This is a genomic window from Paenarthrobacter sp. NCHU4564 (genome assembly GCF_052156435.1).
Taxonomy (GTDB): Bacteria; Actinomycetota; Actinomycetes; order Actinomycetales; family Micrococcaceae; genus Arthrobacter.
In genome coordinates, this window is the sequence record NZ_JBQLIS010000028.1 from 23,212 (window position 1) to 36,996 (window position 13,785).

The 13,785-nt window shown below is 65.6% G+C and carries 14 protein-coding genes; 7 read left to right on the plus strand and 7 right to left on the minus strand.

Features of this window, described 5'->3' with window-relative positions; all coding sequences use genetic code 11:
• Nucleotides 1–76 precede the first annotated feature (76 nt).
• From ACSVIE_RS19820 to ACSVIE_RS19835, 4 genes are all read right to left on the minus strand, one after another.
• Nucleotides 77–1,726 carry an ABC-F family ATP-binding cassette domain-containing protein gene (locus tag ACSVIE_RS19820; protein ID WP_442424962.1) on the minus strand — a complete coding sequence of 550 codons (1,650 nt, stop codon included), beginning with the start codon at nt 1,724–1,726 and terminating at the stop codon, nt 77–79.
• Nucleotides 1,727–1,849: 123 nt separating this feature from the next.
• Complete coding sequence (locus ACSVIE_RS19825) at nt 1,850–2,716, minus strand: metal ABC transporter permease (protein ID WP_442424963.1); 867 nt, start codon at nt 2,714–2,716, stop codon at nt 1,850–1,852.
• 1 nt (nt 2,717) lies between these two features.
• On the minus strand, nt 2,718–3,452 hold the full coding sequence (locus ACSVIE_RS19830) for a metal ABC transporter ATP-binding protein (protein ID WP_442424964.1): 735 nt from the start codon (nt 3,450–3,452) through the stop codon (nt 2,718–2,720).
• Nucleotides 3,449–4,393 (minus strand): metal ABC transporter substrate-binding protein, encoded by a 945-nt coding sequence (locus ACSVIE_RS19835; RefSeq protein ID WP_442424965.1) that lies wholly within the window; start codon nt 4,391–4,393, stop codon nt 3,449–3,451. The genes ACSVIE_RS19830 and ACSVIE_RS19835 overlap by 4 nt, the downstream gene beginning before the upstream one ends.
• 53 nt (nt 4,394–4,446) lie before the next feature.
• Here ACSVIE_RS19835 and ACSVIE_RS19840 point away from each other — a divergent pair, with 53 nt between their 5' ends.
• From ACSVIE_RS19840 to ACSVIE_RS19860, 5 genes are all read left to right on the plus strand, one after another.
• Nucleotides 4,447–5,175 carry a CPBP family intramembrane glutamic endopeptidase gene (locus ACSVIE_RS19840; RefSeq protein WP_442424966.1) on the plus strand — a complete coding sequence of 243 codons (729 nt, stop codon included), beginning with the start codon at nt 4,447–4,449 and terminating at the stop codon, nt 5,173–5,175.
• Nucleotides 5,176–5,298: 123 nt separating this feature from the next.
• Nucleotides 5,299–5,736, plus strand: coding sequence for a VOC family protein (locus ACSVIE_RS19845; protein ID WP_442424967.1), 438 nt, complete (start codon nt 5,299–5,301; stop codon nt 5,734–5,736).
• 21 nt (nt 5,737–5,757) lie between these two features.
• Entirely contained in the window at nt 5,758–6,717 is a 960-nt protein-coding gene (locus ACSVIE_RS19850) for a 1,4-dihydroxy-2-naphthoyl-CoA synthase (RefSeq protein WP_442424968.1), read from the plus strand.
• Between the two features lie 7 nt (nt 6,718–6,724).
• On the plus strand, nt 6,725–7,864 hold the full coding sequence (locus tag ACSVIE_RS19855) for an AMP-binding protein (RefSeq protein WP_442424969.1): 1,140 nt from the start codon (nt 6,725–6,727) through the stop codon (nt 7,862–7,864).
• A 60-nt stretch (nt 7,865–7,924) separates the two neighbouring features.
• Complete coding sequence (locus tag ACSVIE_RS19860) at nt 7,925–8,806, plus strand: 1,4-dihydroxy-2-naphthoate polyprenyltransferase (protein WP_426003889.1); 882 nt, start codon at nt 7,925–7,927, stop codon at nt 8,804–8,806.
• Between the two features lie 30 nt (nt 8,807–8,836).
• On the opposite strand, the gene ACSVIE_RS19865 is transcribed toward ACSVIE_RS19860, so the two are convergent.
• Nucleotides 8,837–9,148 (minus strand): DUF4229 domain-containing protein, encoded by a 312-nt coding sequence (locus ACSVIE_RS19865; RefSeq protein WP_426003891.1) that lies wholly within the window; start codon nt 9,146–9,148, stop codon nt 8,837–8,839.
• A gap of 87 nt (nt 9,149–9,235) precedes the next feature.
• Between ACSVIE_RS19865 and ACSVIE_RS19870 the strand changes: the two genes are divergently transcribed.
• On the plus strand, nt 9,236–9,682 hold the full coding sequence (locus ACSVIE_RS19870; protein ID WP_426003892.1) for a PLD nuclease N-terminal domain-containing protein: 447 nt from the start codon (nt 9,236–9,238) through the stop codon (nt 9,680–9,682).
• A gap of 168 nt (nt 9,683–9,850) precedes the next feature.
• Nucleotides 9,851–10,291, plus strand: a complete 441-nt coding sequence (locus ACSVIE_RS19875; RefSeq protein WP_442424970.1) for a hypothetical protein — start codon at nt 9,851–9,853, stop codon at nt 10,289–10,291.
• Between the two features lie 95 nt (nt 10,292–10,386).
• Here the strand turns inward: ACSVIE_RS19875 and ACSVIE_RS19880 are convergent, their stop codons facing one another.
• Nucleotides 10,387–11,886: a dynamin family protein gene (locus ACSVIE_RS19880; protein WP_442424971.1), complete on the minus strand. Its 1,500-nt coding sequence runs from the start codon at nt 11,884–11,886 to the stop codon at nt 10,387–10,389.
• Nucleotides 11,883–13,760, minus strand: coding sequence for a dynamin family protein (locus ACSVIE_RS19885; RefSeq protein ID WP_442424972.1), 1,878 nt, complete (start codon nt 13,758–13,760; stop codon nt 11,883–11,885). The genes ACSVIE_RS19880 and ACSVIE_RS19885 overlap by 4 nt, the downstream gene beginning before the upstream one ends.
• Nucleotides 13,761–13,785 lie beyond the last annotated feature (25 nt).

The following is a 13,785-nucleotide window of genomic DNA, read 5'->3' on the forward strand; positions in this document are numbered from 1 at the left end:
AGAACGCCGAAGGTTCGCGCAACCCGTCTATCTTACGCCATGTGACGGAGGACCCGTGACGCAGGCAACAAGCGGCCTACAGCAACTCCCCATCCTGCATGCCGTAGCGCACCCAGTTCCCCGCTTCCGCATGACCGGCACAAGCGTCGAACCACTCCCCCAGCGCCCGGTCGTGGCTCACGATAACCACCGTCCCCGCGGACTCCGCGAGCGCCTCTTCCAGCTGTTCCACGAGCACGGGAGCCAAGTGGTTGGTGGGTTCGTCCAGGATCATCGTCTGATGGTTGCCCAGCAGCAGCCGTGCCAAGGCAAGGCGCCGCTGCTGCCCTGCGGACAGGCTTCCTACCGGGACGTAAAACTCCGCGGGACTGAACAGCCCCAGGCGCAGGAGCGCCTCGGCGTGTTCTTCCAGGCTGCCGGTGAGTCCGGCCGCAAACGCCGGCAGGAGCCTGAGTCCTGGCCGCTTCGGCACCTCCAGTTCCTGGCGGAGGTATCCCACGGCGCCGCGCACCGTCACCGTCCCGGCGGCCGGCTGCAGCATTCCAGCGAGAACCGATACCAGGGTTGACTTACCGGCACCATTCGGGCCTGTGATGAGCACTTTTTCGCCGGCCTCCACCCGGAGGTCCGTGGGCACCAGCCGACCAGGAACAGCAATGCCGCGTGCTTCGATCGCGGGTCCGGCGCTGTCCTTCACAGCGCCGTCCAAGGAGGCATCCAGTTTCAGCGGTACGGGCGGCCGGTCCACGGGGTTCGCCTCCAAGCGCTGGAGGCGTTCCCGTGCATTGCGGACCTTGCTGGCCGCTGCCCGCTCCCAGGTGCCCGTCTTGACGCCGAAAGCCATTTTGCCGTTGTCGCGCCGCCGGCCATAGCCCATCCCGTCCGCCACCGTCGCGGCCTGCAGGCGCTCGGCCGCCATGGCGTCGATCCACGTCGCGTATTCCTGGACCCAGCGGGCGCGTTGGGCAGCCTTTTCGCGCAGGTAGCCGTCGTAGCCCATTCCGTAGCGGTTGACGCGGCGGCGGTCCCCATCCACCTCAATGACGGTGCCAGCGACCTCGCGCAGGAGCATCCGGTCATGGGACACCACCACCACGGTCCCGCGGTGTGCTGCGAGGCGACGCTCAAGCCAGTCCACGCCCGAAGCATCCAGATGGTTGGTGGGTTCGTCCAGCAGCAGGGCATCTGCCGGATCGGCCAGCAGGCAGGCGAGCGCTACCCGTTCCTGCTCGCCACCGGACAGGGTTGACAGCGTACGACGGCGGTCCAGGCCTCCCAGCCCCAGCTTGTCGAGCGCTGCTTCAACCCGCGATTCGGCGCCGTAGCCTTCCCGGAGTTGGTACTCGGTCTGCAGGCTTCCATAGTGGTCGAGGGTTTCAGCGTCGGCGTCTTCGAGGCCGCGTTCCAGCTCCGTGATGCGCGCTTCCAGCGTTCGCAGGGCTGCCAGGGAAGCATCGATGGCATCCTCCACGGTCAACCACCCGGGGAGGCCTTTTGATTGGGCGAGGTACCCCACCCGGTAGCCGGGCCCGCCCGCCACACCCGCGCTACCGGCGTCGGGCGTTTCAACGCCGGCGAGCAGCCGCAGGACGGTGGATTTGCCGACCCCGTTTTCGCCGACAACCGCCACGTGTTCACCGTGGCCGATCACCAGGTGGGCGGCGTCAAGAAGTGTGCGGTCCCCATAGCCGTGGGACACGCCGGAAAGGTGAAGATGGTTCGTCAAGAGGATCCTCGCAGGTACGCAGGAAGCAGCGGAACGCCGCTCGGGCACTGGGGATGCAGCCGGAAAGTGGGGGCTGCGCTCAAGACTTCATCGGTCCAGACTGCCCGGACGGACGCAGCTGCGTCAAGCCGCGGCGGCCAGGGTCCTCCTCCGCCGGGCCTTCGCCAGCCGGGTTCCGATCAGGCCCTGCCGCGGGCTGAAGAGATAGACGACGGCGAAGACCGCACCTTGCGTGACCACCACCATGGCACCCGATGCCGTATCCAGGTAGTAGCTCAGATAGATGCCGGTGACGGAGCACAGCACGGAGATCACGGGCGCGATGACGAGCATCCGGTTGAAGCGGTCCGTGAGCAGGTACGCGGTGGATCCGGGGATGATGAGCATGGCCACCACCAGCACCACTCCCACGGTCTGCAGGGCCACCACCGACGTCAGCGCCAGCAGACCCAGCAGCAGTGCACCGAGCATGCGCGGGGACAGTCCTATGGCGTGGGCGTGTGTGGGGTCGAAGGCGTACAGGGTGAGGTCGCGGCGTTTGAGGATCAGGATGGCAAAGGCCACCGCCCCCAGGACCACCACCTGGATGAGGTCCGCCATACTGACGCCCAGAAGGTTGCCGAAGATGATGTGGTTCAGGTCGGTTTGGCTGGGTGTCACTGAGATCAGGACCAACCCGAAGGCAAAGAGGGACGTAAACACAATGCCGATCGCAGCGTCTTCCTTGACCCTGCTGGTATTGCGCACCACCCCGATCAACGTCACTGCGATCAGGGCAAAGACCAGCGCGCCCAGGGCAAACGGCGCCCCCACGATGTAGGCCAGGACGACGCCGGGCAGCACCGCGTGCGAGACGGCGTCACCCATGAGGGACCAACCGATCAGGACGAGCCAGCAGCTCAGGACCGCGCACACGACTGCTGCGATGGCTGTGGTGGCCAATGCCCGGACCATGAAGTCGTAGCTGAGCGGTTCGAGGAGGAATTCCATCTCAGCCCCTGTTCATGACGTCGAGGCCGAAAGCCATGGCCAGGTTTTCTGGTTGGAGGACCACATCGGGACTGCCGTGCATGAGGACTTTGCGCATAAGGAGCACGGCCTCGTCGCACAACTGCGGGAGGGCATGGAGATCGTGGGTGGAGACCAGGATGGTGGCGCCGTCCGTGGCGAGTTCACGGAGCAGCCTGGTGATGGTCGCCTCGGACCTCTTGTCGACACCTGCGAAGGGTTCATCGAGGAGCATCATGGTTGCTCCTTGGGCGATGCCGCGGGCCACGAAGGCCCGCTTCTTCTGGCCGCCGGACAGCTGGCCGATCTGGCGGTCGGCAAAGTCAGCCAGTTCCACGCGTTCCAAAGCATGCTCGACGGCGTCCCGGTCCGCCTTGCGGGGGCGGCGGGTGAAACCGAGGTGCCCGTAGCGGCCCATCATCACCACGTCGCGGACGGACAGCGGGAAGGCCCAATCAACATCCTCGCTCTGGGGAACGTAGCCGATCCCTGCTTCCCTGCGGATCCTGGCCGGTGTGTGGCCGTTGATGAGGACCCGGCCGGAATCCGGCTTGACCATGCCCATGATGGTTTTGAACAGCGTGGATTTTCCCGAACCGTTCATCCCCACCAAACCACAAATCCGTGAGTGGTCCAGGGTGAAAGAGGCCGAGTCCAGGGCGAGCACTTCGCCGTAGTGGACGGTGACTTCCTGGACGGCGATCGCCGGGCTGCTCACTGCGCACCTCCTGTGAGTGCCTCCGTGATGGTCTTGGCATCGTGCCGGATAAGGTCCAGGTAGGTCGGAACGGGGCCGTCGGCTTCGGACAGGGAATCCACGTACAGGACTCCGCCGAATTTGGCTCCGGTGGCACCCACCACCTGTTGCATGGGCGCGTCCGACACCGTCGACTCGCAGAACACGGCCGGCACCTGGTTGTCCTTGACGAACCCGATAGCCCGGGCGATCTGCTGCGGCGTGGCCTGTTGCTCGGCGTTGACGGCCCAGATGTACACCTCTTTGAGGCCGGCGTCCCGCGCCAGGTAGGAGAAGGCCCCCTCACAGGTGACCAACGCACGGTGCGCTTCGGGCAGGACCGCGAGCTTGCTGACCATCTCGTCCTTAACCGTCTGCAGTTGGGTGTTGTAGGACTTGGCGTTGGCCTCGAATTCCGAGGCATGCTCCGGTGCCAGCCTGGCAAACGCCTTGGCCATGTTGTTGGCATAGATCTGGACGTTGTCCGGCGACATCCACGCATGCGGGTTCGGCTTGCCCTGGTAGCTGTCTTCGCCGATCTCCATGACATCGACGCCTTCACTCACTACGGCGTGGGGCACGTCGAGATCCTCGACGAACTGGTCGAACCATGCTTCAAGGTTCAGGCCGTTGTCCAGGATGAGGTCCGCCTGGGCAGCTTTACGGATATCCCCGGGGGTGGGCTCGTAGCCATGGATTTCCGCCCCGGCTTTGGTGATCGATTCCACCTGCAGTTTGTCACCGGCCACGTTCCGGGCAATGTCGGCCAGGACAGTGAAGGTGGTGAGGACCATGGGCTTGTCCCCGTTTCCGGCAGGGGAACTCCCCCCGCAGGCAGAGAGGCCCAGGGCAACGGCCAGGGTGACCAGGACAGCAGCGAAACGGCGGACATCTTTGGCGCGCCGAAACGAAAAGTTAGGCATACCGAAAAGTGTAGCCGCCGCATGCAGGACGCGGCAAAGATTAGGCTGGTTGCATGGGCACCATGTCACTGCGGCCGAAGCTCTATCGCTACAACGCGCTGGATGCCGTGGCTGTTGCCGCCTACACCGGCCTCACGCTCCTCTTTGTCTTCGCAGGCGGATCCGTCCAAAGGCTCATGCTTGAGGTTTTCCGCGACCCGGCCACAGCGTCCTATGCCATCAACGCAATCTTTTATGCCGCCGTCGGGATTTTCGCCCTTGCCTCCGCCTGGCGCGTGGCGCGCCGGGACCTGGGCATCCTGGGCACCCGCCCGTGGTTCACGCTGGGCATGGTGCCGCTGGCGGTGGTGGTCATGCTGATCGTCACCGCGATCCTGCTGGGAGTGCTGGGCGGTGCGCAAAGCTCCCAAAACCAACTGGGCATCCAGGGCATGTTGCAGCAGATCCCTGCGTGGCTGATGGTCCCGCTGCTGGTGGTGCTTGGGCCGTTCGTTGAGGAATACCTCTTCCGGCACCTGTTGATCGGCAAGCTCTCCCAGTATGTGAACCTGTGGATCTGCTGCGGGATTTCCGTGGTGGTCTTTGCTTCGATCCACGTCGTCGGACGCGAGGGCCTCGTCCTGCAGGCCCTGGCTCCGTACCTGGGCATGGCGGTAGTGCTGGTGGCGGTCTACGTGTGGACGGGCAAGAACCTCATGTTCTCCTACTTGGTCCACGCCGCGAAGAACCTGCTGGCCGTACTCCTGATCTACGCAGTCCCCGCCGACCTCCTCCCCAACTAGGTCGCATTTGTGCGCGTTTTGTGCCGTCAAAACGCGCACAAATGCGACCCAGTTGGGTGATGCGGACGGGAAGTGACCGCATAGGCCTACCCGGCCACCCACCGCCGGACTAGCTTGGAGCACATGACACTCAACATCCAGGTAGTCGTCGACTGTAAAAAGCCCCACGAGCTCGCGGACTGGTGGGCGGAGACCCTCGAATGGGCGGTGGAGCCACAGGACGAGGACTTCATCCGGTCCATGATCGACCAGGGATACGCCACCGAGGACCAGACCATCACCCACAACGGCAAACTGGTCTGGGCGGAGGGCTGCGCGATCGTTCCCGCCGAGGACACCGATCCCAAGACCGGCCGCCGCATCCTCTTCCAGACAGACCCCAACCCGAAGACCGTGAAAAACCGCGTGCACTGGGACGTCAGGCTGGAGGGACGGGACAAGGACGTGGTCCGCAAAGAACTGGAAGCCCGCGGGGCCACGCACCTGTGGACCGCCAACCAGGGGCCGCACGTATGGCACACCATGGCCGACCCGGAGGGCAACGAGTTCTGCATCAGCTGAGGCCATTACTAGACTCGGACTGTGAACAACGATCTCCCCGCCAAGGTTTCCGACGTCTTTGACCCCTCGCGCTGGCGCACAGTCTCCGGCTTTGACGACTTCAAGGACATGACGTACCACCGGCAGGTTGAGCGCACGGAAGCCGGAGTCAGGGACCTCCCCACCGTCCGGATCGCCTTCAACAGGCCCGAGGTCCGCAACGCATTCCGTCCAGGCACGGTGGACGAGCTCTACCGTGCCATGGACCACGCCCGCATGACCCCGGACGTCGCCACAGTCCTGCTCACGGGCAACGGTCCTTCCGAAAAGGATGGCGGGCACTCCTTCTGCTCCGGTGGCGACCAGCGCATCCGTGGGCGGGACGGCTACCGGTACCAGGTAGAGGGCGCAGGGGGAGATACTGCTGAGTTCATCGACCCCGCCCGCGCCGGTCGCCTCCACATCCTCGAAGTCCAGCGCCTCATGCGGACCATGCCCAAGGTGGTCATCGCCGTCGTCAACGGCTGGGCGGCTGGCGGCGGGCACTCGCTCCACGTGGTCAGCGACCTCACCATCGCCTCCCGCCAGCACGGCAAGTTCAAGCAGACTGACGCCACGGTGGGAAGCTTCGACGCCGGATACGGCTCGGCGCTGCTGGCCCGCCAGATCGGGCAGAAAGCCGCGCGGGAAATCTTCTTCCTGGCCCGTGAATACACGGCCGACGACATGGTCCGCATGGGCGCCGTCAACGAGGCCGTGGACCACGAGCGGCTGGAAGAGGTCGCCTTGGAGTACGCCGCAGACATCGCCCGGCAGTCGCCGCAGGCGATCCGCATGCTCAAGTTCGCGTTCAACCTCGCAGATGACGGACTTGCCGGCCAGCAGGTCTTCGCCGGTGAAGCAACGCGCCTTGCCTACATGACGGATGAGGCGGTGGAAGGCAAGGAAGCGTTCCTGCAAAAACGCGACCCCGACTGGTCCCCGTTCCCCTACTACTTCTAGGACCACCGTGGACATCGATCCCATTCTCAAGGCCCTGTCCGCTGCCCTCCATGGCGAGGGTCCCGCCGTCGAAATCGTCACTGACGCCACCGGGCAGCCGACTGCTGTTCCAGTGGAGACCGGCGTCGAGGACGCTGCCGTGGTGGTCCGGACCTCCGGTTCCACGGGAACGCCCAAGGCAACGGTCCTCACCATCGATGCGCTGGCGGCTTCGTCCGTGGGCACGGCCATCGCACTCCGCGGCGAGGGCCAGTGGCTCCTGGCACTGCCGCTGCAGTACGTGGCCGGCGTGCAGGTCCTGGTCCGCTCCCTCTACGCCGGAACCCGGCCCTGGGTCATGGACCAGTCCAACGGCTTCACTCCCGAGGCGTTCACGGCCGCTGCCGAAGAATTGACGGACCGGATCCGCTTCACATCGCTGGTCCCCACGCAGCTCCAGCGGCTGCTGGACTCCCCCGCCCCCGGAACCCTGGCCGCGCTGCGCCGTTTCAACGCGATCCTGCTGGGCGGCGCACCGGCACCCGCCGAACTGCTCGCGGCCGCGCAGGCAGCGGGACTCAACGTGGTCACCACGTACGGCTCAGCCGAGACGTGCGGCGGGTGCGTGTACGACGGCCAGCCGCTGGACGGCGTCGAAGTCCGCATCGGTGGGGGCGACCTGGAAGGCCGGATCCTGCTGGGCGGCGAGACCGTTGCGGCTGGTTACCTGGACAGCGCGCGCGCTTCCACTGACGTCTTCTTCGAGGAGGACGACGTCCGCTGGTACGTCACCGGTGACCTGGGCGAGCTCAGCGCCGACGGCAGGCTCACCGTGTTGGGCCGCGCTGACGACGTCATCATCACCGGCGGCGTCAAGGCCTCCGCCGCTTACATCCAAAGCAAGCTGGAGGAGCTCGACGGCGTCACGGCGGCTTTCGTGGCCGGCGTCGCCTCACGCGAGTGGGGCCAGGCGGTAGCGGCCTACGTGGCAATGGCGAACCCCACGCCCGGTGGAATCAAGGGTTTTACTGCCCGACGCGAAACCGCATTGGGCATTTTGGCGCCCAAGACGGTGCTCGTGGAGAAGGAACTGATCATGCTCCCGAACGGAAAACCGGACAGGCTGGCCATGATCGAACAGCTGGAACGGCTGCATCAGGGACAATAGACAGGTTCTCCCCTAACGAACCTGACTGAAGATCTACGCGAAACACACGAGGTACTGCACGTGGCGACAGCTGCACAATGGATCCAAGGAGCCCGGCTCCGCACTCTGCCCGCGGCGATTGCCCCTGTCCTGATCGGCTCGGCGGCGGCGTTTGAACTCCATGCATTCCGGCTGCCCAACGCTATCCTCGCCGCCTTGGTGGCCCTCCTGCTGCAGGTGGGCGTGAACTACGCCAACGACTACTCGGACGGAATCCGCGGCACGGACGAAGACCGCGTTGGTCCCCTGCGACTGGTGGGCTCGGGAGCGGCCAAGCCGGAGCAGGTCAAGTGGGCGGCCTTCGGCCTCTTTGGGCTGGCGATGCTGTGTGGTCTGATCCTGGTGATCATCACGCAGACGTGGTGGCTGATTCTGGTGGGTGTGGGCTGTGTCCTGGCGGCATGGGGTTACACCGGCGGCAAGAACCCCTACGGTTACCTGGGTCTGGGCGATGTCTTCGTCTTCGTGTTCTTCGGGCTGGTTGCCACCCTGGGCACCACCTACACCCAGGCCGGACAAGTGAGCCTGGCCGCCGTAGTGGGCGCGATCGGCACGGGCCTGATCGCGTGCGCCCTGCTGATGGCCAACAACGTCCGCGACATCCCCACGGATGCAGCGGCCGGCAAACGGACACTGGCCGTACGGCTGGGCGACCGGCACGCCCGCGAAAGCTACGTGCTGATGCTGGGCGTTGCCATTCTGCTGGTCATCATCCTGGCACCCACCAAGCCGTGGATGCTGATCGTGCTGTTGCTGATTCCGGCCTGCCTCATGCCGGCGTGGCTCATGGTCAACGGAAAGAAGCGCAAGAGCCTCATCCCGGTCCTCAAGCAGACCGGCCTGATCAACCTCGGCTACAGCCTGCTGTTCTCACTGGGCCTGGTGCTCAGCACCGGGTTCTAGGTCCGGACTACGCCGGTAGCGGCGAAGGGATTATGCCTGGGGGCGGCGTTTGTCGTTGTCGATGGCAACGTCCGGGTTCTTCTCCACGAGGCCGTCCTCAGCCGCGGCGTCTTCCACCTCGCCGGCTGTGCGGATGGGCTTGGCCCGGCCGGAGAAACGCTCGCGCATGGCAGCGGTGGCTTGGTCCCGCTGCTTCTGGAAAAACAGGTAGCTGATGGCAAAGGCAATCAGCCCGGCAAAGAGCACTGCCAGGAACACTCCCGTCCCCAAAAACAGGAAAAGCACGAACAAGGGCACAAACAGCGCCAAACGGATCAGGGAATACTTCAGGAAAGCCACCATCCAAGTTTAGCCGCCGTGATGGTTGCACTCTGATCACGGCCCCAACAAGGCATCCAGCGAACGGCTTCCGGCGATTAGACTTGGTGCATGCTCCGGGTTGTTGGCGTCGTCGTCGTCCTTGTCATCTTCGTCTACGCCCTCGTGGACGTGATCCGTACCGACGGGCGCCTCACGCGCGGCATCTCCAAACCGGCGTGGATCGTGGTCATGATCCTCCTGCCGCTGTTGGGCGCCATCCTGTGGTTCATCTTTGGCAGGCCTTACGGCAAGCCCTCGGCTCCGCAGGTACGCCGGCATCCCACGGCACCGGACGACGATCCCGAGTTCCTCCGCAACCTGGAAGTCCGCCGCCGCAACCAGGCGGAAGAAGCGCGCCTCAAAAAGCTCAGGGCTGAGCTCGAGGCCAAGGAGCGGAAGCTCAACGAATCCGATGGCACCTCCGGCGACGCCACCACGGACCGTGCCCCGGGATTCCCCTCCGGCGAGGCCAAGCGCGGCGAGCCGGATCCCCATGACACGGACGAGCTGAAGTAGGCAACCATGGCCCAGCAAGCTGATGAATCACGGTCCTCCCAAAGTTTTGTCACCGCATCATCAGCCAGCGGGCCCCCGTCAGGTCCACCAGCTCCCCCTGCACGCCCAGGCATCTCGCTCCCGGTACCGCCACCCATTCCGGCGGCGGTGCGGCCTCCGGGTCCAGCCTTGGCTTCCAAAGCCTTATGGATCGCCAGCTTCGTGGCAGGAGCAGCGGTCCTCGTCACCGGGTTCCTGGACCGTGACTCGCAGTTCGAACGCCTGAAAGGCGTCATCGCCGGCATGGTCCCGGATGGCGACGCCCAGGCAGTCGAGGGCGCCACCGCCGTCGTATTCCTTGGCAGCCTGGCCCTTCTCGCCTTGGTGACCGCCATGGAGGCCGTGCTGGTGGCCGTAGCCTTCAAGCAGCGCAGCTGGGCGCGCTGGGTCCTGGCCCCCGTGGTCCTCTTCCATGCCGTAGTGGTGGTCATGACCGCGGACTGGCTGGTGGCGCCGGGCGGGGACGGGGCCCTCGCCATTATCCTGCTGGCTGCCCAGTACATCCTGGCCGCCGCGGGACTGGTCCTGCTCTTCTTTCCCTCCACCACGCAGTGGCTCACCCCCAAGTAGGTCGCAGCTGTGCGCGTTTTGAGCGCTCAAAACGCGCACAAGTGCGACCTGGTTGGGTCCGGGGGCGCCAGGCAGGGCGGATAGGTGCGGGTCGGTCAGCGGCCGGCCGGGATGCCCGCCAACATCCCCTCACAGCTGCGCTGAACCACGCGGCAGGCTTCGACGGCGGCCGGTTGCATCAGGGGATTGTCCGCCAGGGCACGCCACCGGTTCAGGCAGGAACGTGCAGCATCGCTGATCTCCTCAAGACTGCTGTCCGGGGGCAATCCCAGCCTGACCGCAGGCAGGTCGCCGTGACCACCCACCACACGCTCTGCCTCCTCGCTCTGCCGAAGGTCCAAGGGCACGCTGCCGGTCCGGAGTGCGGCCAGGAGCTTCAGTTCGCGGAATTCGTGGGCGCCGGACCGGACCCGTTCGAGTGCGGTCGCCAGCGGCTCTGCGCTCCCGGCAGGTGCGGTGCGGAGCAATGCTTCCAAACCCACGACGGCGGCACGCGCCTTGAGCGCCCCGGCCCGGCTCTGGAAGAGATGGTCCACGCTGTCCAGCAGGTGTCCCAGCCCGCTGCGCCGGGCGAGTTCGTGTGCCAAGGGGGTGGGCGCGTCGATGCCGCCCCGGATCAGTGCCGCGCCGAGCCGGATGCCGAAGAGTCCGAAGCGGTTGACCAGCGATTTCCGGGTCGCCGTGTCCAACTGCCCGGCGCCATCGGAGCCTGCGGTTCCCATCCCCCGGATGAAGCGGTCGGCGGACAGCAGGAGGCGTTCGCGCTGTTCCCTGTCCATGGTGGCCACAGCGAGCAGGGCATCGAAGTCTGCCTGCCGCATGGTCCGGGCACTCTGGGCAAGGAGGCCCGCGACGGGAACAACCCCCAGTGCCAGGGATTTCACGTCCGGGTCCTGACTGTACCGTTCTGAAATGACAGCTGCGGAGATCAAGGAGTCGATCCTGCCGGCACCCACTTCGTCGGCCCTGGACAGGACAGCCAGCGCGTTGACTGTTCCGGACTGCCCGGCGGCGGTGTCCCGGAAGGATTCCAGGAACCCCAGGTCCGCTGCATGCATGTGGCGCATCAGATAGATCACCGCGTCCGCGGCGGAAGGCGCGTCCTGTGGGAGGAGGAAGGCGGTGGACCTGCCGGAAACATCCGTGGAAAGGGAAGCGATGCCCGGCGTGTCAATGAGCGTCAGGTCTTTCAGGCCCGGCGCCGGCCACTCCACCACCAAGCGCTCCACGTCCTCAGCCGGCGTACCATCCAGCGGAAAGACAAGGCGTCCTTCCTCGCGCGTCACAGGTACGTTCCTGGGGCCTCCGGCCAACGAGCCTCCGGCCAACGGGTGCAGCGTCACCCGGGGCGTCGCGCCGTAGCGGTACCACGTGACGATCCGGGTGCATTCTCCGGCGTCCGTCGGAGCGATCTCCTCGCCGATGATGGCATTGAGCAGGGTGGACTTCCCGGCCTTGACCATCCCTGCGACCGCAATGCGGAGTGGCCCTTCCCAACGCTGCCGGAGCTCGTCCACCACGGCGAGCGCCGCTGCGTCATGACCGAACACCTCCCGCGCCTGCCGCAGGAGGTCGGGGATCCCGGAGTCGGTCATTCGGCCGGCACGGCGGCTGGACGGATGTGCTGTTGTGCCGTCACGGATCCGGGCGCGTCCATCAACCGGAGCGAGGCGGCATGCAGGGAATCCACGGCGCGGAGCCTGGTACGGATGTCCTTGATCCTGGAATCCCGTTCAGCGGCGTAGGTGGCCGCTGCCTTCTGTGCCGCTGCCACGGATTCGGACAGGGAGCGGGCGTGTTCCTCCGCGATGTCGGTGAAATGGTCCCGGGTGGCTCGTTGTACCAGGCGCAGCCGGTCCTTGAGTTGCTTGCCCACCTGGAAGATGACGTCGTCAACCTGTTTCCGGACCAGGATCTTGGCCTCGGTCTGCCGCTGTTTAAGCCGGGCTGCCTTGTCTTCCCGGTATGCCTTCCGGCCCAGCATGAGCCCGGCACCCACGGACAGTGGGTTGATCAGGGCCATGCCGAAGATTCCGGTCAGCAGACCGAACATGAGGACCCCACCGTAGGAACCCCGCATCCCGATGAGGACCTTCTGCAACGGTCCCAGCTTTCCGTCGTCCAGGCCCTGGATGTCCGCGACCGGGTCCAGCACACCACCGGTGTCCGAAACCTGGAGGGCGGGGAGGGCAACTTCGTCTTCGGAGAAGTGCTCCGCTACCTGCCCGGCCAGCCATTGGGCCCTTTCGCTGGTCCAGACGAAGGTGTCCGACACGGCTGCGGCCGTGCTCTGCTCAAGCCACCTGGCGAACTGGTCCCAGGCGGGCCCGGGATCGCCTTGGTCAATCGCGGTCTCGGCTTCACGTTGGATGCGTCGCATCCTGTCGCGCAAATCGTATTCCATGTCCGCTATGAGATCGGTAATGCCGTCATTGAGGGTGATCTGCCACCGCGCCGATTTTTTGCGGAGGGAGTTTGCGTCTTCCTTAGCTGCCTGCAGGCCGGCGATCATGTGCGGGGTACCGGCGGGGTTTTCCAGGGCCTCCAGCTCGGACTGGAGGGCCAGCCGGAGGTGGTCGGTGACGGAAACCAGATCGTGGCCCACGGATTTGCGCCGGAGTGCGGTGGCTTGTCCCACGATGTCATTCCGCAGGCAGGACACCAGGGCAGGGAATCCGGATTCGTCATTGAGCTCCTGGTCCTGCAGGCGTGCGGCCTGCAGGCGGAGCTCGGAGGACACGGGGAACAACGGGATGTCAGGTCCGACGCCGGCCAGGTGCCGGCGGTCCAGGTCCTCGATGTGCCGCCAGCTGGGGTACAGGTCCGTTTTGGTCAGGACGCACAGCACGTTGGGGCTGACACGCATGGCCTGGCGCAGGAAGCGAAGCTCGGGTTCGGTGTACTCCTGGGAGGCGTCGGACACGAACACCATGGCGTGGGCTGATGGCAGGGCTGTCAGGGTGGTCAGGGTATGGCTGGATCCCAGGCCCCCGACTCCGGGAGAATCGACCATGGTCAGCCCTCCGGCGAGCAGCTTCCGGGGCAGCGCCACTTCCGCCGCCACGATGTTCCGTGCGTTGCCGGGGTTTCCCTTTTCGGACACGTAGTCGGCCAGTTCCTCAAGCCTGACCACCCGGCGTTCCAGGCGGCGTTCGCCACCCTCGTCCTCCGCTTCACGGTTGCGGTCGCCGTCGGCCACCAGCACAAACGCCGACGCCGGATCCCCCTGCCGTACCACCGTCGGCACGGTGGTGGCTACGTCGTCGTCCACGGGGCAGACCGGTGCATTGACAAGGGCGTTGATGAGCTGGCTCTTGCCTTGCTTGAACTCCCCCACCACGATCACGCGGACGCTGGGATCGGCCAGGCGGGCGAGGGTGTTCTCCAGTCTCCGGCGCAGGTCGCTCCGGTCCCCCACCAGCGCCATGCCTTGTTCCACCAAGGTGGCCATGCTTGTCTTTTCCGCCACGCTCTGTCCTTGCCTTCCTGCCTGT